At 61.7% G+C, this 22,141-nt stretch carries 24 protein-coding genes and 2 pseudogenes; 9 read left to right on the forward strand and 17 right to left on the reverse strand.

Features of this window, described 5'->3' with window-relative positions:
• Nucleotides 1-10: 10 nt before the first annotated feature.
• From ACVMB1_RS20565 to ACVMB1_RS20600, 8 genes and pseudogenes are all read right to left on the reverse strand, one after another.
• Nucleotides 11-715 (reverse strand): ABC transporter ATP-binding protein, encoded by a 705-nt coding sequence (locus ACVMB1_RS20565; protein ID WP_076834046.1) that lies wholly within the window; start codon nt 713-715, stop codon nt 11-13.
• A gap of 3 nt (nt 716-718) precedes the next feature.
• On the reverse strand, nt 719-1,489 hold the full coding sequence (locus ACVMB1_RS20570) for an ABC transporter ATP-binding protein (RefSeq protein WP_092082954.1): 771 nt from the start codon (nt 1,487-1,489) through the stop codon (nt 719-721).
• On the reverse strand, nt 1,486-2,472 hold the full coding sequence (locus ACVMB1_RS20575) for a branched-chain amino acid ABC transporter permease (protein WP_076834050.1): 987 nt from the start codon (nt 2,470-2,472) through the stop codon (nt 1,486-1,488). The genes ACVMB1_RS20570 and ACVMB1_RS20575 overlap by 4 nt, the downstream gene beginning before the upstream one ends.
• Nucleotides 2,473-2,481: 9 nt before the next feature.
• A complete protein-coding gene (locus tag ACVMB1_RS20580) occupies nt 2,482-3,366 on the reverse strand; it encodes a branched-chain amino acid ABC transporter permease (protein WP_076834052.1) in 885 nt (294 codons plus the stop codon).
• Nucleotides 3,367-3,418: 52 nt separating this feature from the next.
• Nucleotides 3,419-4,672 carry an ABC transporter substrate-binding protein gene (locus ACVMB1_RS20585; RefSeq protein ID WP_076834054.1) on the reverse strand — a complete coding sequence of 418 codons (1,254 nt, stop codon included), beginning with the start codon at nt 4,670-4,672 and terminating at the stop codon, nt 3,419-3,421.
• A 68-nt stretch (nt 4,673-4,740) separates the two neighbouring features.
• Nucleotides 4,741-7,132: pseudogene (locus tag ACVMB1_RS20590) on the reverse strand (xanthine dehydrogenase family protein molybdopterin-binding subunit).
• Complete coding sequence (locus tag ACVMB1_RS20595; RefSeq protein WP_076834058.1) at nt 7,129-7,614, reverse strand: (2Fe-2S)-binding protein; 486 nt, start codon at nt 7,612-7,614, stop codon at nt 7,129-7,131. The pseudogene ACVMB1_RS20590 and the gene ACVMB1_RS20595 overlap by 4 nt, the downstream one beginning before the upstream one ends.
• A complete protein-coding gene (locus tag ACVMB1_RS20600) occupies nt 7,611-8,492 on the reverse strand; it encodes an FAD binding domain-containing protein (RefSeq protein WP_141342848.1) in 882 nt (293 codons plus the stop codon). Before ACVMB1_RS20600 ends, ACVMB1_RS20595 begins: the two co-directional genes overlap by 4 nt.
• Before the next feature lie 170 nt (nt 8,493-8,662).
• Between ACVMB1_RS20600 and ACVMB1_RS20605 the strand changes: the two genes are divergently transcribed.
• A complete protein-coding gene (locus tag ACVMB1_RS20605; RefSeq protein ID WP_076834068.1) occupies nt 8,663-9,760 on the forward strand; it encodes an LLM class flavin-dependent oxidoreductase in 1,098 nt (365 codons plus the stop codon).
• A 12-nt stretch (nt 9,761-9,772) separates the two neighbouring features.
• A complete protein-coding gene (locus ACVMB1_RS20610; protein WP_253625959.1) occupies nt 9,773-10,648 on the forward strand; it encodes a polysaccharide deacetylase family protein in 876 nt (291 codons plus the stop codon).
• 6 nt (nt 10,649-10,654) lie between these two features.
• Here the strand turns inward: ACVMB1_RS20610 and ACVMB1_RS20615 are convergent, their stop codons facing one another.
• The 4 genes and pseudogenes from ACVMB1_RS20615 to ACVMB1_RS20630 form a co-directional block, all read right to left on the reverse strand.
• Entirely contained in the window at nt 10,655-11,341 is a 687-nt protein-coding gene (locus ACVMB1_RS20615) for a TetR/AcrR family transcriptional regulator (protein ID WP_253589734.1), read from the reverse strand.
• A complete protein-coding gene (locus ACVMB1_RS20620) occupies nt 11,338-11,892 on the reverse strand; it encodes a flavin reductase family protein (protein ID WP_076834073.1) in 555 nt (184 codons plus the stop codon). The genes ACVMB1_RS20615 and ACVMB1_RS20620 overlap by 4 nt, the downstream gene beginning before the upstream one ends.
• Nucleotides 11,893-11,902: 10 nt before the next feature.
• On the reverse strand, nt 11,903-13,078 hold the full coding sequence (locus ACVMB1_RS20625; protein ID WP_375162655.1) for an acyl-CoA dehydrogenase family protein: 1,176 nt from the start codon (nt 13,076-13,078) through the stop codon (nt 11,903-11,905).
• Nucleotides 13,079-13,485: 407 nt separating this feature from the next.
• Nucleotides 13,486-13,581 (reverse strand): annotated as a pseudogene (locus ACVMB1_RS20630) (GNAT family N-acetyltransferase); the annotation flags it as partial.
• An 845-nt stretch (nt 13,582-14,426) separates the two neighbouring features.
• Here ACVMB1_RS20630 and ACVMB1_RS20635 point away from each other — a divergent pair.
• Entirely contained in the window at nt 14,427-14,612 is a 186-nt protein-coding gene (locus tag ACVMB1_RS20635; protein WP_253626143.1) for a hypothetical protein, read from the forward strand.
• Between the two features lie 100 nt (nt 14,613-14,712).
• Here the strand turns inward: ACVMB1_RS20635 and ACVMB1_RS20640 are convergent, their stop codons facing one another.
• Nucleotides 14,713-15,015 (reverse strand): hypothetical protein, encoded by a 303-nt coding sequence (locus ACVMB1_RS20640; protein ID WP_057020638.1) that lies wholly within the window; start codon nt 15,013-15,015, stop codon nt 14,713-14,715.
• 213 nt (nt 15,016-15,228) lie between these two features.
• On the opposite strand from ACVMB1_RS20640, the gene ACVMB1_RS20645 reads away from it, so the two are divergent.
• Nucleotides 15,229-15,489: a hypothetical protein gene (locus ACVMB1_RS20645; RefSeq protein WP_253625958.1), complete on the forward strand. Its 261-nt coding sequence runs from the start codon at nt 15,229-15,231 to the stop codon at nt 15,487-15,489.
• Nucleotides 15,490-15,518: 29 nt separating this feature from the next.
• On the opposite strand, the gene ACVMB1_RS20650 is transcribed toward ACVMB1_RS20645, so the two are convergent.
• Nucleotides 15,519-15,872 (reverse strand): phasin, encoded by a 354-nt coding sequence (locus ACVMB1_RS20650; protein ID WP_016847366.1) that lies wholly within the window; start codon nt 15,870-15,872, stop codon nt 15,519-15,521.
• A gap of 218 nt (nt 15,873-16,090) precedes the next feature.
• Here ACVMB1_RS20650 and ACVMB1_RS20655 point away from each other — a divergent pair, with 218 nt between their 5' ends.
• Nucleotides 16,091-16,276, forward strand: a complete 186-nt coding sequence (locus ACVMB1_RS20655) for a hypothetical protein (RefSeq protein ID WP_253589732.1) — start codon at nt 16,091-16,093, stop codon at nt 16,274-16,276.
• Between the two features lie 13 nt (nt 16,277-16,289).
• On the opposite strand, the gene ACVMB1_RS20660 is transcribed toward ACVMB1_RS20655, so the two are convergent.
• The 3 genes from ACVMB1_RS20660 to ACVMB1_RS20670 all read right to left on the reverse strand — a co-directional run bounded on the left by ACVMB1_RS20660 (nt 16,290) and on the right by ACVMB1_RS20670 (nt 18,955).
• On the reverse strand, nt 16,290-16,493 hold the full coding sequence (locus tag ACVMB1_RS20660; protein WP_253589731.1) for a hypothetical protein: 204 nt from the start codon (nt 16,491-16,493) through the stop codon (nt 16,290-16,292).
• 143 nt (nt 16,494-16,636) lie between these two features.
• A complete protein-coding gene (locus ACVMB1_RS20665) occupies nt 16,637-17,770 on the reverse strand; it encodes an alpha-hydroxy acid oxidase (RefSeq protein WP_076834083.1) in 1,134 nt (377 codons plus the stop codon).
• A gap of 165 nt (nt 17,771-17,935) precedes the next feature.
• Nucleotides 17,936-18,955, reverse strand: a complete 1,020-nt coding sequence (locus ACVMB1_RS20670; RefSeq protein ID WP_076834085.1) for a GlxA family transcriptional regulator — start codon at nt 18,953-18,955, stop codon at nt 17,936-17,938.
• 63 nt (nt 18,956-19,018) lie between these two features.
• Here ACVMB1_RS20670 and ACVMB1_RS20675 point away from each other — a divergent pair, with 63 nt between their 5' ends.
• From ACVMB1_RS20675 to ACVMB1_RS20690, 4 genes are read left to right on the forward strand one after another with little or no spacing between them, the layout of a single operon-like run.
• Complete coding sequence (locus tag ACVMB1_RS20675; RefSeq protein ID WP_253625957.1) at nt 19,019-19,732, forward strand: hypothetical protein; 714 nt, start codon at nt 19,019-19,021, stop codon at nt 19,730-19,732.
• Complete coding sequence (locus tag ACVMB1_RS20680) at nt 19,732-21,024, forward strand: MFS transporter (protein ID WP_456849171.1); 1,293 nt, start codon at nt 19,732-19,734, stop codon at nt 21,022-21,024. The genes ACVMB1_RS20675 and ACVMB1_RS20680 overlap by 1 nt, the downstream gene beginning before the upstream one ends.
• Before the next feature lie 40 nt (nt 21,025-21,064).
• Nucleotides 21,065-21,805 carry a YqcI/YcgG family protein gene (locus tag ACVMB1_RS20685; protein WP_246786777.1) on the forward strand — a complete coding sequence of 247 codons (741 nt, stop codon included), beginning with the start codon at nt 21,065-21,067 and terminating at the stop codon, nt 21,803-21,805.
• Nucleotides 21,802-22,122, forward strand: a complete 321-nt coding sequence (locus tag ACVMB1_RS20690) for a cupin domain-containing protein (protein WP_141339794.1) — start codon at nt 21,802-21,804, stop codon at nt 22,120-22,122. The genes ACVMB1_RS20685 and ACVMB1_RS20690 overlap by 4 nt, the downstream gene beginning before the upstream one ends.
• Nucleotides 22,123-22,141 lie beyond the last annotated feature (19 nt).

Raw genomic sequence — 22,141 nt, forward strand, 5'->3', positions numbered from 1 at the left:
GAAAGCCCGCTCACACCGAACAATATCGCTCCTTGATCTCGTCGTCGGCCAGCAGGGCCTGCGCCGAGGCCTGGTGCACCACTGCCCCCTGATCAAGGACGTAGGCACGATCGGCGATGCCAAGCGCGAGCTCGACATTCTGCTCAACCAGCAGCACCGTCGTTCCCTGTGCCTTCATGTTGCGGAATAGCTCGAACATCTCGTCGACCAGGACCGGCATGATGCCCTCCGAAGGCTCATCCAGCATGATCAGGTCGGGCTTTGCGATCATCGCCCGCGCGATCGCCAGCATCTGCTGCTCGCCGCCGGACATCGTGACCGCCTCCTGGTCCATGCGCTCGGCCAGCCGTGGGAATATCATCGCGATCTCGTCGATCAGCTCGGCTTCCCGCTTCTTCGCCGGCGACGCTACCAGCCCGAGCCGCAAATTTTCCCGGACCGACAATCCCTGCACAATCCGCCGCTCTTCGGGAACATAGGCAAGTCCCAGCGCGAAGCGCACATGCGCCGGCCGGCTCAGCAGCTCCTTGCCCTTGAAGGTGACCGAGCCGCGCGCTCGTCCCATCAACCCCATGATCGATTTCAGCGTCGTCGTCTTGCCGGCTCCATTGCGACCGATAAGGCAGACGATCTCGCCTTTGGTCACCTCGAGAGTGATGTCCTGCAGCGCGTGACTTGCGCCGTACCAGGCATTGAGCTTGCTGATCTGCAGCATTCGTCAATGCTCCCGCTGGCCGAGATAGACGCGCTTCACCGCCTCGTTCTGCCGGACTTCCTGCGGCGTTCCTTCGGCGAGAAGTTCTCCGTGATGCAGCACGAGGATGCGATCGCTGATCCCGAGCACAAGCTTCATCTTGTGCTCGACGAGGATGACCGTACGCTCCTTTGCGAGCTTAACGATCAGATCCATCATGGTCCGGGTCTCCTCCGGACTCATGCCGGCCGTCGGCTCGTCCAGCAACAGCAACCGGGGTTGGCTGGCAAGCGCCATGCCGATTTCCAGCGCCCGCTGCTCGCCATGGGCCAGCGTCTTGGCGGCACGTTCGCGAGATTCCCACAATCCGACCAGGGCAAGCAGCTCGTCTGCCCGCTCGACCAGCTCGGTCAGGCGTGCGCGGGGACGCCAGATATCGTATCTCGACACCAGCGCCTGCAGACCGACGCGGATGTTTTCACGCGTCGTGAGCTGCGGAAACACGCTGGTGATCTGAAAGGACTTTGCGATCCCCATATGCGCAAAACGATGCTGCGGCAGGCCGGTGACATCCTTCCCCTCGAATTCAACGCTGCCTTTGGTGGGCGCAAACGCGCCGCACAGCAAATTGAAATAGGTGCTCTTACCGGCCCCGTTCGGACCAATAATGGAGGTGATCGCCCCTCTGGAAAACTCCGCCGAGATATTGTTCAGCGCAACAAACTTCCCGAACGTCTTGCCGACGCCCCTGGTACGCAGAATGATTTCCTCGGTTTGGCGTTCCGCGGCGCTCATCGCCTGCCTCGCGCGATCAGTGTGCCCCAGATGCCGGCGGGGAAGAACAACACGCAGGCAATGAAGATGGCGCCAACGATCAGTTGCCAATGAACCGTCCACACGGAGACCACGTTCTCCAGGACCAGGAAGACGGCGGCACCGATCATCGGCCCGAAGAATGTCCCCATACCGCCCAGGAGAGCAATCATCACGACCAGGCCCGAGGTCTCGTAGTGCAGGATCTCGATCGGAACGATCGACAGATGCAGCGCCTGCAAGGCTCCCGCGAGACCGCAGAAGCCGCCAGACAAAACGAAGGTCAGCAATCGGGTCTTGGTGACGTCATAGCCTGACGCGCGGGCGCGCATCTCATTCTCCCGCACGGCCTCAATGACGGCGCCAAATGGCGAGGCGAGAATGCGCGACATCACGAAAAACGCGGCAATCACAAAAGCCGCGATGACATAGTAACGGATCATCGGATTGATGAAGTCGAGCCGCAAGCCGAACAGATCGATGGTGCGGACATTGATGCCGCGGAGGCCGTTTTCGCCACCGGTCAGGTCAACCGCCTGATAGAACAGGTAGTAGACACATTGCGACAGCGCCATCGTTACCATCGCGAAGTAGATGCCGCGGGTCCTGATCGCGAGCACGCCAATCAACGATGCCATCAACAGGCCGCCGGCGATCCCGGCCGCGATGGCCGCATACCATGGCCAGCCAAAATGCACGATGGCGATGCCACAGAGGTAGGCACCGGTCCCGAACAGCGCGGCATGACCAAACGACAGCAGACCGAGATAACCAAACACGAGGTTGAAGCCGACGGCGTACAATCCATAGATCAGGATGTTCACCGCGAGAGCCGTAAACGGCATCAACAACGGGAAAATCAGGATCACCGCGGCCACGATGCTGGCGCGATGCCGCGTTGCGAATTCGTACCAACTGCCCGTTGTGGCACGAGACTGTTTGACGGATTCGGTGGCTCCGGTCATCCCTGGCTCTCAGCTCATCAATCCGGCGCGGCCGAAGAAGCCTTGAGGACGGACGATCAGGACGATCGCCATCAGGGCGAAGATCGAAACCTTGGCCATCTCGGGCGCAAACAGCGACGTCATGCTGACCACCACACCGACGAGGAGGCCCGCCAGTACGGCGCCACCGATCGAACCCATGCCTCCTACGACCGTAACCACGAAAGCCTCGGCGAGAATCGTGCCGCCCATCTCGGGAATGACGCCTTGAAGCGGGGCAGCCAGCAGCCCGGCAAAGCCCGCAATCGCGGTGCCTATCCCGAACACGATCAACCAGACCCTGGAAACGTCGACCCCGAGGACGCGGACGATTTGCGGATCGCGCGCGCCGGCGCGGATAATGAGTCCGAAGCTGGTCTTCTCCAGAAACAGCCAGAGCGCCAACAAGACAACGGCCGTCGCGCCGATCACGAACAGGCGGTAAAGTGGAAAATATCCGACACCGATGTCGACAGCCCCCTGCAGAAGCTCAGGCGTGTCGAAGGGATAACCGGTCTTGCCGAAGGCAATGCGCACGCATTCGACCATGACGTAGCTCAGCCCGAAGGTCAGCAGCAGCGGATAATCGATGCCGCGGCCGTAAAGCGGCCGGATCAGCACGCGCTCGACGGCAAGGCCGAACAGCCCGATCAGAAGCGGTACCGCCAGCAAGCAGAGCCAGAAATTGCCGCCGATCGAAATCAGGTACAGCCCGACATAGGCGCCGACCATGTAGAACGCGCCATGGGCGAAGTTGACGACGGTCAACATCCCGAAGATCAGCGAGAGGCCGATCGCAAACAGCACGTAGATCGCGCCGAGCGCCAGCCCAGCGAATAGTTGCAGTGCAATCAGATCAAAGCTCAGGCCCGCCATTTGTCCCCCCCTCAGCACGCGCACCGCTCCGCGGTGCGCGCCGGCGCATGGCTCAGCTCTTGTGGCCAAGCGTGTCGCAGGTACGCAGGTTCTTCTCGTTAGGCTCTTCGGTCGATAGAACCTCGAACACATCTGACTCGTTCTTCATGTCCTTGGACTTCGACTTGATCACGAGCACCGATTGCACCGATTGGTGATCGCATTTGCGATAGTATTGCGGCCCCTTGTAGTAGTCGTACTTCAGAGCCTCCAGTGCCGCGACGACCTTGTCGGTCTCCACGCTGCCCGCGCCCCTGACCGCCTCGAGCACCGTCCGAACACCGCCATAGCCTAGCGCACCGTAGTCGGTAGGCAACTTGCCGTCATACATCTTGCGGAACGCGTCGTTGAACGCCTTGGTCGAGGCGAACTTGTCCTCGATGCCCCAGAAGAACGAGCAGCCCCCGACGACGCCTTCGAATGCCTGGGGGCCCGCCGCAACGCGACTGGCATGCGACAGCAGCGGCGCGATGATCTGGATCGATTTCTTGATGCCGAAGTCGGTCGCCTGCTTCAGCGCGATCTGCTGATCGCGGCCGAAATTGCTGATGCATAGAATATCGGGCTTGAGCGCCTGGAGACGCGGCAGCAGGGTCGAGAAATCCGTCGTTCCAAGCGGATGACGGATGTCACCGAGGTTCTCGATGTTGAACTGCTTGCCGACCTCGAGAAAGCCGCGAACCATCTCGTGGCCATAAGCATAGTCCGCCGTGAGAAACGCCACCTTCTTGCCGAATTTGGTGAAGGCGTAGCGCCCGACCGCCCCTGACGTCATGTGCGGGTTCAGCGCTTCGTGGAACGTGTATTTGCTGAAATCTGCCGCCTCGTTGATGGCGTCGGACTGGCTGATCGAATTGAAGATGACGCCGCGTTCCTTGGTGACGTTGTTGATCGCGAGCTGAACCGCCGCGGACAGACTGCCGACGACGAAATTCACCTTCTCCTTCTCGACCAATTCCAGGGTCCGCGTCGCCGCCTCACCAGGATTCAGCTTGTCGTCACGCACGACGAGCTCGGCCTTGCGGCCGTTGAGACCGCCGGCATCATTGAACTGGGTGACAGCAAGCTGACCCGCCCGCACCTGGTCCTGGGCCTCGGCACCGTATGGACCGGTCAATGGAACCGGAAAGCCGATCTTGATGGGCGCTTCCTGGGCCTGAAGCAGATTGATGCGAAAAGGCGAGACGGCGAGAACGGCGCCGGCGCTTGCCGTCGTCAGCAGACGACGCCGTGATATCGATCCAGCTTTGGTGACCTTCTTCGTCATGACTATTCCTCCCCAAGAACTGTCTGCGTTTTTGCTTATGGTATTATCGTTGCCCGGAACGTCTCCACTCAGATCCGTCCCAGGGCGGTCAGGATAACCTGAGGCGTGAGCGGAATCTCGGTAATTGTTGCGCCAAGCGGCCGGAGCGCGTCATTGACCGCGTTGGCAACCGCTGCTGCCGCGCCGGCCGTCCCCGCCTCCCCAGCCCCTTTGGCTCCCAGTTCCGATTCCTGCGTCGGAGACACCACGTGGCCGACCTCGATATCGGGCATCTCGCCGGACATCGGGACCAGATAGTCCGCCATATTGGCATTGGTCAGCTGACCGCGTTCGTCGTAGATGCACTTCTCGAACAGCGCCGCGCCGAGCCCCTGCACGACCCCGCCCCGGATCTGCTCGTCGACCAGTTGCGGGTTGATGATGGTGCCGCAGTCCTCGACAACCCAATGCTTCAGCAGCTTGACGAACCCGCTCTCGGTATCGACCTCGAGCCATGAGGCCTGAACGCCGTTGGTGAACGCAAAGGGATATTGGCGCGGAACGAAATGCCGGGTCGCCATCAATTCGGGCTGGATGCCGGGCGGCAGGGTGTCCGGTCGAAAATAGACGATCCGCGCAAGCTCGTGCAGTTCGATGCGCGGCGCGCCGTCGGCGGCGTTGACGATCGTGTTGTTGACGACATCGAGCTCGGCCGGCGTCGATTGCAGGATGGCGGCGGCAACGTTCAGGATATTCTCTCGCAAGGCCTTGGCTGCCTGCAATGCAGCTTCGCCGCCGATGCCGGCACCGCGCGAGGCCCAGGTGCCACCGCCATAGGGCGTGTGGTCGGTGTCGCCCAGGATGACGCGAACGCGTTCCATCGAAACGCCAAGCACGCTGCCGACGATCTGGGCCGTCAGCGATTCCGACCCTTGCCCCTGTTCGGTGATGCTGGTCTGGCAGATCACCGACCCTTGCGCGTCGAGCCGGACCGCAACGCCATCCTGCGATGAAATTTTCGCGCCGCCCACGCCGTAAAAGGCAGCGCTGGGATTGGTCACCTCGATGAAGCTCGCGATTCCGATGCCTCGATGGACGTTTCTGGCGCGGCAAGGCCGCTTGCTCAGCGCGCAACGCGTCGTAATCCATCATCTGAAGCAGCTTGGTCAACGAGGCGTGATGCGAGAGTTGCTCGAACTTCATGCCCGAGGGTGATGCACACGGATAGGCATCGTCGGCGATCAGATTGCGCCGCCGGATTTCGACGGGGTCCATGCCGATCCTCGCGGCCGCCAGATCGACCAGGCCTTCGGTGACCGAACAGGCGATCGGGTGTCCGACCGCCCGGTACTGGCACATTACGTTCTTGTTCTGGAAAACGACGCGCGCCCGCGCCCGATAGTTCGCCGTGGCGTAGGGCCCACCGACCAGATTGACCACCTGATTGGCCTCGATGGCGCTGGTGCGCGGATACATCGAGTACGGGCCGATCCCCGTCAGGTCGTCGATCTCGAAGGCCGTAATCGTACCGTCCGGCCTGACCCCGATCCGTCCCCTGCATCGATGATCGCGGGCGTGGATGTCCGTGTTGAAACTCTCGACGCGGTCCGCCACGAACTTGACTGGCCGACGCAACAGCTTGGACAGCGCGTAGGTCGCCATTTCGTCGGCGTAGATATGGACCTTGATGCCGAACGAGCCGCCGACATCCTTGCAGACCACCCGGACCTGCGCTTCCCCTAACCCAAGATGCAGCGCCGCGATGTTCTGCACCATATGGGGCGCTTGCGTGCCCTGATAGATCGTGAGCCGTGCCTCGGCCGCATTCCAATCGGCAACGACGGCGCGCGGTTCAAGTGTCACGCCGGTGTGGCGCCCGAATACGAAGTCGGCCTCGACGAGTTCGGACCCCGACAATGCATGATCGACGTCGCCGGCGTCGAGCGTCCGCTCAAAGGCAAGATTGTCGCCGAGCGCAGCATGAATGACGGGAGCTGCCGGATCGAGCGCAGCACGCATGTCCGTGACCGCCTCGAGCTCCTCGTAGTCGACTGAAATGTGCTCCATGGCATCTTCAGCTGCAGCACGGCTGGTCGCCACAATCGCTGCAACGGCCTCGCCCTGCCAGCACACGCGGTCGACCGCGATCGCGTGCTGCGGCGCTGACTTCAGTCCCTTCAGGTGCGAGAGCACCCCGACCCACGGCGTGATGACCGCTTCAAGTTCACGACCCGTGACGATGGAAACGACACCGGGCATGCGCCTTGCCGCCTCGGCGTCGATCGCTGCGATTTTGGCGTGGGCATGTGGCGACCGTAGAAAAACCACATGCGCCATCCGCGGCAATTCGAGATCACTGACATATTGGCCCCGCCCCTGCAGCAACCTGTCGAGGTTCGGCCGCGGTACGGTCTTGCCGATGTAGGAATTCGGGCGATCAAGCACCGAAAGCGTGTCTGCTGGCGCCCGCGTCACCGTCATACGCCCCGCTCCGCGCGCGTCTTGGCTGTCGCCTCCACCGCATCCACGATGGCCTGATAGCCTGTGCAGCGGCAATAGTTGCCGGAAAGATGCTCGCGGATTGCTCGACGATCAGGTACGGACACGTGCTTCAGCAGGTCCTGCGCCGTGATCAGCATCCCAGGCGTGCAATAGCCACACTGCAATGCATTGCGTTCGCGAAATGCCGCCTGAAGATCGGCTATTTCACCGCTGTCAGACAGCCCCTCGATTGTCTCAACTGACGCGCCCTGCGCCTGGACCGTCAGCATCAGACAGGAGCGAACGATCTCGCCATCGAGTCGGACCGTGCAGGCACCGCAAACGCCGTGCTCGCACCCAACGTGAGTTCCGGTAAGCTTGAGATTCTCGCGGAGGAAATCAGCAAGATTGAGCCGCGGCAAGACGAAGGCGTCGATGGGTTCGCCATTGACCAGAAGCGAGACCGGTACCGGAGCGTTCACTTGCCGACTCCCGTTTCCAGTTCTGGCCGTGCCAGCAATGCTGCCACGCAGCGCCGGAGCAAGACCGTCGCGAGGTGTCGACGCATGGCCGCGGTCGCCTGCTGGTCCTCCTGTGGATCGAGTTCATCGGCCAATGCGGCCGTCGCCTCTGCGAGCAAGGCGGGAGTTACCGTGGCATCGATCAGTTTGCCGGCGGCCGCCGCGAGCAATGGCCGGTCGCCAACAGCAAAGAAGCCGAGGCGAAGAGCTGAGAACCTGCCGGCCGCAACTACGGCACGGGCGGCGAGACCAACGACAGCGTAGTCGCCATGCCGCCGGGCATATTCCTGAAAGAAAAATGTCGAGCCTTGGCCTGCGACCGGCACCTCGACCGCGACAAGCAACTCGTCGGGCAACAGTGCCGTTTCGTAAATTCCCCTGAAAAACTCCGTCGCAGCAATCCGGCGCTCGCCGGCCGAGCCCCGAACAACGATCGTGGCGTCAAGCGCCACAACACAGGCCGGCAGCTCCGACGCAGGATCGGCGTGAGCGAGGCTGCCGCCGATCGTTCCGCGATTGCGAATTGCGGGATGGGCAACGTGGGCAACGGCATCGCGCAACAGCCGCGCGTGCAGTGCAACCTCCGGCGATCTGAGCAGATCGACGTGCCGGGTCAGCGCGCCAATGACCAGCACGTCTCCCCTCACGGTGATGCCGCGCAACTCGGCGAGGCAGCCGATATCGACCAGAATGTCCGGAGACAGGAGCCGCAGGTTCATCGCCGGCATCAGGCTCTGACCACCCGACAGAACCTTCGCCTTGTCGCCGTGCATGGCGAGCAACTCCAGCGCGTTCACGACGCTGGTCGCGCGGGCGTAGGCGAAAGCCGCAGCTTTCATGTGGGCGTGGCCTCCCGGGCCCAATTTTGGTTTGCCCGATTAGAGGGCCGCCCTCTTCAAAGGTCAAGCTTGTTTATCGAGTGATTATTTGTGCAGCAAGGGCTTGTCTTCGCCTCGGGAAGGCCGCAGGTTCCTTGCCAACTAAAGTTCAAATCGCGGGGAGGCGGATCATGAAGCTCGGTTTCTTTACGATGCCGATCCATCCTCTCGACAAGGATTGGCGGCAATCGCTCCGGGAGGATCGCGAGGCTTTTCTGCTCGCGGACGAGCTCGGCTTCACCGAGGCGTATGTCGGCGAGCACGTCACCGACAAGGCCGAGAACATCACCTCCAGCATTGCCTTCATTGCCTGGCTCGCAGCCGCAACCAAGCAGATCAAGCTTGGAACCGGCACCATCAACATGCCAAACACGCATCCGGCAGCCGTCGCAGCGTCCGTCGCCATGCTCGATCACATGCTTGATGGCCGTTTCATCCTTGGAATCAGCCCCGGTGGATTGCTGTCCGACGCGGAGGTTTTCGGCAATCTCGATGCCGACCGCAATGCCATGTTCCTTGAGGCCATCAACCAGGTTCTTGATATCTGGGCTGGTAAACCGCCCTATGATCTGCAGGGCAAATATTGGAACGTCTCGGTCAAACGGACCCTGATCGAGGACATCGGCCAGGGAATCGTCGCTCGCCCTTTGCAGGCCCCTCACCCGCCAATCGTGGTGACCGCGGTTGCGCCATTTTCAAAGGGCGTCACGGAGGCGGCGGCGCGCGGCTGGGATCCGATCTCGGCAAACTTCCTGATGCCGGACTGGGTGAAGAGCCACTGGCCGAAATATGTCGAGGGTTGTGACCGCGTGAACCGGGCAGCCGAGCCTGCCAATTGGCGTGTCGCCAAGAGCGTGTTCGTGGCAAAGGATGCAGCAACCGCGAAGGCCTATGCCACGTCGCGCGATAGTCCCTACGTGTACTATTATCACCAGCTGTTCACGAAGCTGAAGCGCAGTGGCCGGCTCGAGTTGTTCAAGACGCGACGGGATCAAGCCGACGCCGAGGTCACACTGGAATCGATCTGCGACAAATTGATCATCTACGGCACGCCCGAAAGCGTGGCTGACCAGTTGCTGGCGTTCCAGGAAGAGATTGGCACCTTCGGAACCCTGCTTTACGCCGGCAAGGACTGGAAAGATCGCGAGCTTGGCCGTCAATCGATGATCCTGATGGCCGAGAAGGTCCTGCCGCGGATCAATGCCACCGCTGCCGGATCATCGACGTGAAGGAGGTTCGACATGGCCTTTACTGATCGCATTCCGTACCAGGCGCAGGTCGACCGACCGAAACTGACATTACCTGACGGCAAGAAGCTTGCCGTGTGGGTTATCCTCAATGTCGAGGAATGGCGCATCGACAATGCGATGCCACGCACCGTGCTGAGCCCCCCGATGGGCCAGCCCCTGCTGCCCGACGTGCCGAACTGGTCGTGGCATGAATACGGCATGCGCGCCGGCTTCTGGCGGCAGTTCAAAGCTTTGACCGATCGAAAGATACCGGTGACGCTGGCTGCGAACGCCAATGTTTGCAACAGCTATCCGCGTGTGGCGTCGGCGGCGCGCGAGGCGGGCTTCGAGTTCATGGGACATGGGTTTGTTCAGGGCCCGATGCACAAGGTCGAAAATCAGGCGGACGCAATCAAGCGCGCTGTCGACACGATTGCTGGATTTACCGGCAAGCCGCCGCGATCATGGGAAAGCCCGGGCCTGACCGAAACCGAAGAAACGCTCGATCTCCTGCGCCTCAACGGGATCGAATACGTGGCCGATTGGGTGATTGACGATCTCCCCCAGGACATCGCCACGCCGCACGGCACCGTGACGACGATTCCCTATTCGGTCGAGACCAACGACATTGTCATTCACGCGCTGCAACACCTTCCGTCGGAACAGTTCCTGACGCGCTGCACTGACCAGTTCGATCGGCTGTACCTCGAGGGCGCAGAGAATGCGCGGATCATGGCCATCTCGGTGCATCCCTACATCACGGGCGTGCCGCATCGTATCAAGTACCTGGAGGCCCTGCTCGACTACGTCATCAGCCATGACGGCGTCGCCCTCATGACGGCAAGCGAGATCGGGGATTGGTATCGGGGTCAGATGGCGACAATGTAGCGCGGGTCAGCCGACGACCTTGACCGGCGCCCGTCGACGATCGGTCGCGCTCTCGGCCATCCTCTCAAATCCCGCGAGGAAGATATCCAGCGCATCACTGATCATCTGCGCCTTGTCCTCGAGGACAGGCGCTTCGTAGATGTACTTGCGTACGCCATAATAGAAGATGCCGCCGTGAAATACCCAGGCCAGCTCGAGTTCTGCGGCGCTGGGCCTGCCTTGCGTCGCGAGGCCGGCGTCGTGGCGGCATTCCCGGAGAATGCGCGTCAGGATCTTGTCCTTGACCATGCCTACATACCAGCGATTGATATCGAGGCCCTTCAGGCCGGAGTAGAGATAGATCCGGAGCCATCTTCGATTGAAGATCGCGTCGGTATAGATTTCGTAAAATTCCTGAAGCCGCACGCGGAGCGGACGTGACCGATCCGAGAGCACCTTCTCCCAGCCGATTTCAAGCGGTTCGAGATATACCTTGCGGTAGACCTCCTTGATGAGATCGTCCTTGCTCGGAAAGTAGCGGTAAAGCAGCGGCTGCGTTACGCCGAGCTTGTGAGCAAGGGCGCGCGTGCCGCCGCCAAATCCCTCCTCCGCAAATAGCTCGGTTGCCTTGGTAACGAATTCACTGCGACGATCGACGGCTGATAGTCGCCTCTGCTTGGCACGAACGCGCTTGACGGGCGTCTTTCGATTCATGATGTCTTGTCACCACCCTCAGCCAAAAACCCGCCAAAACCTCCGCGCGCGAACACCAGCGGATTGTTCCGGTTATAGGCGTAGGCTTCCACCGCGCCCAGGAAAATGACGTGATCCCCGCCATAGTAGCGGTTGGCGGCACGGCACTGGAAATTCGCGACCACATCGGCAAGCACGGGAGCATTCCCGAGGCCCGGCGTCCAGCTCACACCCGCGAACTTGTCACCCGACGATCTGGCAAACTGCACCGCCAGCGCCTGTTGCGACGCGTCTAGAACGTTGACCGTAAAATGGCTGGCATTCTGGAAGATCGGCAGTCCCTGCGAAAACATGCCCAGGCTCCACAACACAAGTGGCGGATTGAGCGACACCGATGCAAAGGAATTACAAGTAATTCCATAGGGCCGTCCTTCAGCCGCCATCGCGGTGACTATCGTCACACCTGTTGCGAACGTACCGAGCGCATTGCGGAAATCACGGGGATCGATCGCCGAACTATCGCTTGCGAGCTCACTGGCGGGATCCAGCGGATGTTTGGGCGAGTCGGACATCCGGCTGACCTCAAAGCGTCAGGTTTTCAGACGGCAGCCCCAGAGCCACCCGCCCGTAATTGGTGCCCGCCGCGTCGAAATTGAACGCGAGATGCGAATTCACCGCGTGCGCGTCGCGGAATTGGCGCTGCAACGCTCCCGAGGTAAACAGGCTGCGTGCGCCGCCCGCCGCAAATAGAAGAGACACCGCCTCGGTGCACAAATTGACCGCGAACGCACCGTCGCGCCGAAGCTTCGTCTTCGCTGCAATGCCCGGGATATCGCCACGCCGGACCTGCGCAAGTGCCTCAACGCAGTTCGTGCGCATGATTAGCCGCGCGGCATCGATCTTCGCCGACGCCTCGGCGATCTTGATCTGTGTGCTTTGCAGGTCCCCGATCTTGGCCCGGTTATATGTCGAAGCGCGGTGTCGCGCGATCTCGACATAGTCATCAAGGCAAGCCTGCGCATTTCCCAAACCAACCCCGGACAACACATAGGGAAACAACGAAAAGACTGGAAGCATGTAGAGCGCATTCGGATTGACGATACTGCCCGGCGTCGCACCTCCCGCAAGATCGCTGACGGCAACGGTCATATGCTCGGGAACGAATGCGTCGGTGACCCGCACGTCGTTCGATCCCGTTCCGCGCAAGCCAGCCGCATTCCAGGTGTCGTCGATGCTGTAGTCCCGCCTGTTCAACAGGAATAGCCGATACTCGACACCGTCGGCCTCATCATCCGAGGCGACCACGCTCGCGAGCATGTTCCATCCGCAGGATTCCACCCCGGACGAAAACGGCCAATGACCATTCAGAACATATCCGCCACTTGCCTTCCTCGCACGACCTGCCGGGAAGACAAAGGAAGACGCGATCAGCGCATCCGGATCCTCTCCCCACACCGCGCTCTGCGCTTCGGGCGCGAACATAGCCAGCATCCAGTGGTGACTTGCAAGGTTGGCAAAATTCCAGGAGACCGAGGCGTCTCCCTGCCCGAGCGCATCGGCGCAGTCGACCAGGGCAACATAGTCGAGCTCGCTGCCTCCGACGCGCTTGGGCTGCAGGATCCGGAAAAGGCCGCTGTCAAGCAAATCCCGCTCGGTCTCCGGCGGCAATCTGCGCAGCTCTTCGGTCCGCGATGCCCGTTCGCGCAATGCCGGAACAAGCGCTTTGGCTCGTGCGACCATGACCGAATAACGATCCATATCCGGGCCTGGCTGTACCTTCGTGTCGAGCCCGCGGCCAACCTCAACCATGGTCTCTTCCTTCGTTCGATCTCCAAGACATTTGCGCGCGCGATCGAGCCGTCAACTCAGTTTATCGATCGATCACCAGAGATCAAGGCGCGCAAGCCTGCATTCCGCGAATTCAGCGCTCAGGATCCACGACTGCCGCCGGGCGCCCATTTGAGGAAACGCTTCCAGCGATGCTTCGTTCGCACTGCAGAGGCCCATTCTAGCATCCCCACGCCCAAAATTCGATGCCGGCTACGACCGCGGCTTGCCGAAGGATGTTACCCATGGCCAGAAACGCAAAAAACCCCGATCGCCGAAGCCACCGGCGCTCAACGTCATCGAATTGTTCGCGACAACCCGAACCCACGTCGCAGGATCTAGACGAGCTCCTTCCTCCAATACAGCGTGTGCTGCCATGCCCAGGGCGAGACAGGTTCGAAGAGCCGATATCCTCGCCGGATAAAATCATTGGCCAAGAAGATGTACTCGCTCGGAGCCGTGTCGCAATCCGGATCAGGATCAGGCAACACCGCACGAAAATGCGACCGTGGGAACGTCCGTCTGCTCGCGTTTGGGATGCGGGCGCTCTGAATGAACTGGATAATCTCGGCGCTTATGCAAGCTCCCACAACGCGATGGCAACCAGATCCCGCGAGCGCGAGCGATATCAGATAGGCGGTCATGCAAACCGCGTTGATCGGCCGTCAGCGCGCGATGCGGCCATGGCATGAATGTGCGGCAGATCGCGCAGTGGGCGGCGATCTTTGGGGCGCGAACCTTAGCCCTGACGAGTGGGGCCGCGGGCGGCGCCGGCTTTCGCCGCGCCGCAGGACCGGCGCGTTCGCGCGCACCAGCCAATTCGTTCTCTTTTCAAGGGGGCCGGACGGCGGCGCGTTTGCGACACTCAGGCGACGGGCTGGGAGGATGTGGCGTCGTGACGGTGCGGTCGCCGTCCTATTGGTGAAACGGCAAAGGAAAAGCCCGCCGCGGATTGCTCCGCGCGGGCTCAACTATTTCTGGTTTTCGGATTATGACCCTGAGTTGCCCGACGTGTCAAACCTATTTCGGGCTGAATGCGATCGGTAAAATGCGATGCGTCGGCTTCGATGGTGAGAAACCGCCTTGAGCGAAAGTTTGGGCATAGATTCGGAATCGCAGCGCAGGCCGGTGCCAAGCGCCTATGCTTGCTGCGATGATGTCAGTGTGCCCGACGCGTCAAGCGGACAGCTCACAATATTTGGATCGACATCAATACAGCTTTTGGCTCGCGTCGGTCGAACTGATCCGCGCCGCATTTGATTGCAAGGAGGAAGCGTCGATGTATTTCGTTGCTGCCGTGCTCGCGGTCCTGTCCGGCCTGTTCTACGCCGCGGGCCATCATCAGATCGGCTCTCTCGGCGTCACCATGTGCAAGTATGGCGGCATGTTCTGCGACAGCCCGGTGCTGGTTCTCGTTGGTGCAGGATTTGCAGCAGCGTGGGGCATGCTGGTCAGCATTCGCTGATCATCCCGCGACATTCCGACGATGATTTTGTGCCGCTGATTTGCCCGACGGGTCAATTCCCGCGCCCTGCGTCGGGATGTGATCCCACGAACGCCCGCAGCTATTGCGGCGTGCTCGGGTTTGCCGGATGAGCGGGCTTTGGGCCGGGTGGATCAGGCTCGATCGGTGCCTTGGGCTCGGTCGGTATGACCTTTGCGCCAGCGGCTCGCGCCGCCTCGCCGGTCGTTGAGTAGTTAGCCGAAGCGGCCGGCTGCACGTTCGGCTTGTTCCACGGGCCGTGATCCACGATCAGCATGCCGAGCACGCCGAGGATCGCAACCACGGCCGCCACCAACAGCGGTGTGCCACCATGCCGATTTCGATGCTTGACCGAACCGCCATCTGCAATGCCATGCGCCTGCATTGTCATCATCGTCTCCTCCACGGAAACAAGCCGCGACCCGCGCGTAAGTTTCCGGTTCCCCGACGTGAAAGCGAGGCATGTCGGTGGAACCAATCCACCGCTGCGGAATTTCTCCGATATGTGGCCGCCATCGCCGTGCAAAACGTGCGGATAGCAAAGGCGTTGGTCACCTGACGTCGGTCACCTGGCCTTCAATAAATCGCGGCACGGCACATGAGCTCCGAAACACCCGAGTTCCCGCTTCAACCCACACTCGGTGAACGAGCGATCGACACCGCGACGGACGTCTCGCGTACGATCACGGAGGTGTCGGACGGACTTCGAGCCGCCACCGATCGCCTCAGCGATGCCATCGCGACCTCGCGCCGACCGGGCGGAGCCCTGGCCATCGTGAGTGCGGTCACGCGCGAAGCGCCGCTCGCAAGCCTGTTCGTCGCGTTTCTGCTCGGCGTCGCCGTCGCGCGCCGGCGCTAAAGCGTCGATGGGGCCGCGAACGCCGTGTCCTAGAACTTGCCCTTCGTCGCGTCCTTGGTCGCCGACATCACGCTACCGCTGATCTGGCGCATGTGTTCGCCGGCATTGGTGAACTGGCTGCGCAGGAATTCCGACTGGATCCGCATCGCCTCCTGCAGATCCGTTGCATGCACGAGCTTGCGCGCATGCTCGAACGCCGCCTTCATGTTCTGCTCGGTGAACGACAGCGCCTGTTTGGAGATCTCGGTACCGGCGCCCGGCATCGAAGTCATCGACTTGCTCGCGGCATCAAAGAACAGGCTGAAGGCCTGTTCGGCCTGATCGATGGTCTTTTCCGCGAGATCGCGCAACTCGGCGGGAACTTCAAGCTTCGGCTCAATCATGATCGCGCCCCCTGAAATAAGCGTCTGGTGAGGTTAGCATAGATTGTGACGGCGTCAGCGCCGGATCGCGAGCTATAAAGACCCCACCCGCTCCGGCCGATTGAGGAAAAATTACCTAGCCGCGACCGACAGCCGATTCCAATCATGTCAGCACTGTGGCATAGTGATTCGGCTTCTTCGTCGGTCGCGCTCGCGTCTCTGGGGAATAAGGGGATCCGATGCTGCGCGCCGTTCGTCCGACACCGACCTGCACCCGGTTCAAGACCAGTATAGAAATGCCGTGCATGAGGTGCGGCACGCAAATGCGGCTTGCCTTGATCGAGCCGCGCGACCAAGTCTACGACGTGCTGACCTATCAGTGCACGCCTTGCAATTCCGGTGAAAGCTTCCTGAATGCGCGCTAGGCTGCGCGCCTGTTCAATCGCTCAGCACGGCGGCTCCCGCCTCCGTCAGCCCGGGCTCGTCGTCATGCAGTTCGACGAGACCGAGCTCAGCGAGGATGTGCAGATCCTCGTCGCTGACCGGTGACAATTTGAGCCTGCCGGCCTGAATATCCCGCAAGGTCCAGCGCAAGCCGATCGCGCGCTCGAGTGAAAATTCCGCGAATGGATTATCTGCCATCCGCCTCGACTAGTGCGGCATTTGGATCAGACTTTGTCGTTGCCGCGGCGGCTTCATGGACACCACAGATAGATCGCCGCTGGCGCGATCGAGGCGCACAATGCCTCGACCGCGCCAACGCTTCATACATTGCTCGCAGCGGCTCAGTAGCGGTAGGGATCGATATCGAGAAGCGGGAATGCACTGAACACGCTCGGCAGATTGGTCGGCATCGCCGGATGCAGGTAGGATTTGTCCAATTCGGCAAAGCTGGTGACGCCGAGCAGACCGAGGCAGCGGATCACCTCGTCCTCCAGCAGTTCAAGCATCCGGACAATGCCGGCCTCACCGGCCGCGGCGAGCGCCCAGCACTGCAACCGGCCGATGCCGACAAGATCAGCGCCCGAAATGATAGCCTTCACAATATCGGTGCCGCGGCAGAACGAGCCGTCGACCATGATCTTGGCACGGCCCGCGACCGCCTGAACGATCTCGGGCAGGACATGCATGGACCCACGGCCATGGTCGAGCTGTCGGCCGCCATGATTTGAGACGTAAATCCAGTCGACCCCGTGGTCGAGGGCGATCTTGGCGTCTTCGGCGGTGGCGATCCCCTTGAGGATAAGTGGAATCTTGAACTTGTCCTTGATCAGCTTCACCGTCCGCCATTCCAGCCCCTTCTGGAAATCGCCGCCGGTGGCGCGGATGCGGCTCTCGCGGACATAGCGCTTGGCTATATCGCGCTCGCGCCGGCTGTAATGGGCAGTGTCCACCGTGAGGCAGAACGCGGCATAACCGTTGTCGATGCTGCGGCTGACCACATCCTCGACAAAGGCATCGTCGCCACGCACATAGAGCTGGAAGATGCGAAGCGCATCCGGTGCCGCCCTGGCGGTGTCCTCCAGCCCGGGCTCGGACACCGAACTCAGCATGTGCGCCGCGCCGAACGTTCCCGCTCCACGCGCGACGGCCGCGCCCGCATCCGGATCGAAGATCTCGAGCGCGCCGACCGGGGCGATCATCACGGGAAGCCGGAGCTTGCGTCCGAATAGCGCGGTAGAAGGATCGACGTTGATGACGTTGCGCAGGACGCGCGGCCGGAACGCGATCTCGTCGAGCGCCATTCTGTTGCGGCGCATCGTGGTCTCGGTCTCCGAGGCGCCGACGATGTAGTCCCAGGCGTTCTGATTCAGCTTGGCGCGGGCCTTTCGCGCGAATTCGTGCAGGTTCTGGAATTCCTCGCCGCTGGCGCCGAGTTCGACATTGCGCGCCTGTCGAATGGGGGTCCCGTCATTCATGGTGTTTCTTCTCCCGATTTGGGCGGCACATTAGCCGCAGACAAACCGGAAAAGCTACCACCTTGAGCCACGAATCCGGCCAGCGAAGGCCAGCTATTCGCTCGTGAGATAGATCGGTTCTCGACGCGACGCGGTTCGTATCCAGACGACCTCGCCCGAGGCGAGCTAGCTGCCCGAAAACCGGTTTCGGTACTCGGTCGGCGATACGCCGAGGTGGCGCAGAAAGGCCCGCCGCATTCGCTCGTCATCGCCAAATCCCGCGCGCTTGGCGACCTCGACCACGCCGCCGATCTGGCGGCTTTCGAGCAGCAAGCGCGCCGTCTCCACCCGCAGCGCCTCGACGCCGCTTGCGGGTGTCATGCCGGTGCGGCTGACATAGGTCCGGGCGAAGGTGCGTGGCGTCATCCCCGCCTTTTCCGCGAGGGTCTCGACCTTGAGGTCGCTCGTGATGTTCTCGATGATCCAGGCGTGCAGCGCGCTGAAGCGTCCCTCGACGTCCGATGCCTGGGCGGCAAGGACGGTGGAGAACTGGCTCTGACCGCCCGGCCGTTTCAGAAACACCACAAGTCTGCGCGCGACATCGAGCGCGATGGTGTGGCCGAAATCCTCCTCGATCATGGCGAGCGCCAGATCGATGCCGGCGCTAACCCCGGCCGATGACCAGACCCGTCCGTCCTTGACGAAGATCGCGTTGGGCTCAACCCGGATATTGGGAAAGCCATCCTGCAGACGGGGACAATAACGCCAGTGCGTCGCTGCCCGCTTGCCGTCCAGAATCCCGGTCCAGGCCAGCGCAAATGCGCCAAGGCAAACCGACGCGATACGGCGCGCCTTGGGCAGCGCCTCCGCGATCCAGTTCATCAACTTCGCGTCGTTGCGAATCTTCCAGATGCCGGGCCCGCCGGGGATCACCAGCGTGTCGACCTCGCCGGGCGCAATACTGTCGATCGGCGCCGTGTCGATCATCATGCCGACATCGGTCGGCACCAACCCGCCGGAGGTCGACAGGTAGGACAGCGAGTAGTCCGGTCCCGGCAGCTCGATCGCTTCCAGTTCTGCAAACACCTGCGCCGGTCCCGAGATGTCGAGCAAGGTCACACCCGGAAAGGCAACGATCGCGATCCGCCGCGTTGCTTTCTTGTCGCGCGGCTCAGGCCGGGGCGCTTTGGCAGTTTTCGAGGGCATATTGTCCTTTAAGCCATTCGAGGCTGCCCTGTATAGCTCGCAATGGAATTCTGGAGTTCTGCCATGCCGCGAAATCTGGGCAGCGGATATGAGGCGATCAAATCGCCTTGGACGGATTACGCGATCTACAGTCTACCCGATGCCTCCCGGGTCGAAGCCTGCGACCGTCAGCCGCTGATGGACGCCATGAACGGCATCATTGCCGTCAACTGGCAGGCCACCGAGCCGCACTGGACAACAACCTCCTCGCCCTTCGACAAGAAGTATAGCCTGATCCTTGTCTACGATCGGTCTGGCCTCATTGCCTTCTCGGTCTACCGCATCCTGCAGATGTCGGCCGGACTCGGAATCTATCGCAGCGGCACGGAAGTGCTCCCGGCGCACCAGGGTCGCGGCTTTTACGGCTTCTTCACAGCGGAAGTCCTGAAATGCTCCGGCGCCGCCGCGAGAGCCGAGGGCAACGTGCTCTACGGCTGGCGAACCCGCAACCCGATCGTCTGGGCAGCGAACGCTAAGATTTGCGAAAAAGTGACTCCATCTTTGCTCGACGATACGCAGGATCTCGCCCTGCAGGCGGCCTGTATCGAGATGTGCACCTCGCTCTATCCGGGCAAGCCGCTCGAACTGCCCGACATGATCATGCGCGGCGCTTACGGCCACATTAAGCACCATCGGCAGGCCTATCATGGCACCGCGTCGCTGGTCGATGCCGCGATGTCGCGGAAGATTCCGAATTCAGCGGATGCCCTTTTCTCGGTGGGTTACGCGAGGGTGTGATGTCGATGCTCGGACAACAAGCTGTTTATGCCCCGACGTCGCGCTTCACCGATCGCGCCTATCTCGCGTGGACGGCGGTGGCCATCGCCTACGCCATCGCCTTCCTGCAGCGCGTATCGCCGCAGTCGGTCAGCCTCAGCTTCATGCACGACTTCAACACCGACGCGGCCGGCGTTGCGATGCTCGCCTCAAGCTACTTCTGGGGCTACACCTTGATGCAGATTCCGGCAGGCCTTCTGGTCGACCGTTACGGCGTCAAGCGCGTCGTTCTCGTCAGCATGATCGCCTCCTCGCTCGGCAGCGCCGCGTTCGCGCTAGCACCGAACCTGCTCGACGTTTTTGTTGCGCGCCTGATCGTCGCCTGCGGCGATGCGCTGGTCTTCACCGCACTCCTGAAGCTCGTGGCACAGAGCTTCGCCGATGAGCGGTTCGGCATGATGTCGGGCATCTCGCAGGTCTCGGGATATGTCGGGGGCGTGATCGCGACCACGCCGCTTGCAGCTGCGGTCTCAGGGTTCGGCTGGCGGGCCTGCTTCTTGTTCATCGCCTGCATTGGCCTCGCCAACCTGGCTTTCGCCAAGCTCGCGCTCAAGTCCGATCCGGCCTCGCACAGCAACAAGACGCTGAAGGGCGTGGTGATCGCCGCGCGGCAATCGCTGGCCCATGTCGCGAACTGGGGTTGCGCAATGACGTTTGCGTCGCATTTCGCGGTGGTGACGACGCTGTCGGGCGTCTGGGGCATTCCGATGGTCGCGCACTTCTTCCATATCTCCCCGACAGCCGCCGGCACGCCCCTGCTCGCCTTCATGATCGGCAATGCGCTCGGCTCGATCTTCCTGGGTCACGCCGCCGATCGCGCCGCGGCGGCGCTCGATCGCGCGCTGATCGGCATTTGCGTGCTGCGCATGCTGCTGATCGCGATGCTGCTGCCGCCGATCGCCCAGACATTTGGACTCGCCTACGTCACCGTCGCGTTCACTGCCCTGGGGCTCGTCGCCGGGGGCACCGTCCCGCTGGTGCTGAAATGCGTCAAGAAGCTCTACACCGCCGATCTGATCGGTGTGGGCGCATCCGTGAACACCACAGCCGCCGGAATTTTCGCCGGTATCTCGCAGCCCATCATCGGCTTCGCGATGCTCGCCGCCAGCAACGCCTCGGGGACCGACGCCGTACACAACACGGCCGCGATCGGCGACGGCGGCTACAGCGCCTTGATTGTCATTCTGCTTCTTATGTCGCTGCCGGGCATTGCCGGGCCGCTCTTGATGAGAAGCAAGTTGATAGCTCGTTAGTGTCGTTATGAGCGTAGGGGGTGTTATGGAGCGCTTGATCTTGAGAAAAGGCGAAGTCGCGGCAAACTTTCCGGTCAGCAGCTGGCAGAGCGTGATGTTCTCCGAGTTTGAAGCGCAGATGAGCAGCGAGGCAAGGCCGTTCCCTTGCGTGTTCGGCGTGACCGGACATCGCCAGGATCAGCTCCGCTACCTTTTCCTCGATCCGTATGATGTGGCGGTGCTGGGCGAGCAACTCGGGCATTATGTCTCGCAGGCGCGCTCGTTCGGTCCCAACACTTCGTTGATCGTGTTCACGCGGCCCCGCCCGGTACAGACACTCGATGCCTATTATCGCAAGATGTGGCTGACGCTCGACCAGCTCGCGCGGCTGGACAAGAACCCCTGGCCATCAGAGATTCCGGAACAGATCGACCATCCGATGTGGGAGTTCTCGTTTGCGGGCGAGCCGATCTTCGTGGTCTGCACGACGCCCGCGCATGTGATGCGGCAGAGCCGCCGGTCCAGCGCCTTCATGCTTACGTTCCAGCCGCGCTGGGTGTTCGACAAGATCCTCGGGACGGAGAAGGCCGCGAACGCTGCGTTCGCGGCGGTGCGAAAGCGCCTGATCCCGTACGACAGCGCAAGCCCCTCTCCGCTTCTTGGCCGCTACGGCGCAACCGACGGCCGCGAGTATCTGCAGTACTTCCTGCACGACGACAACCATGCGAGCTCGGGCTGCCCCTTCGCCAAGCTCGCGCAGAACAAGGCTCAACCGATCGCGAACAAGGAGCAGGCAGCATGACCCAGATCATCGCAGGCACGAAGACTGAATTTGCCATCGCCCCGGAGATCCTGGACCTGCTCCCGGCCCAGGGCTCGGTCGAGCTGCAGCATGATGCGGCCGGCAAGGTGCATCAGTTCCATACCCATCCGGTCGACGAGATCCTGATGATCATCAGCGGCCGGCTGAACTTCATCTGGGATGGCGGCGAGCGGGTGGTCGGCGCCGGCGATACCATCCTGCTGCCAGCCGGCACCCGGCATCAATCCGAAGCGCTCGAGGGCGGCGCAATCTACGTGATCGCGACGCAAGCGCCCGCCAAGCCAATGAACAGCTGACGCACAGGAAAGATTTGCG

The organism is Bradyrhizobium sp. USDA 4504 (assembly GCF_054063995.1).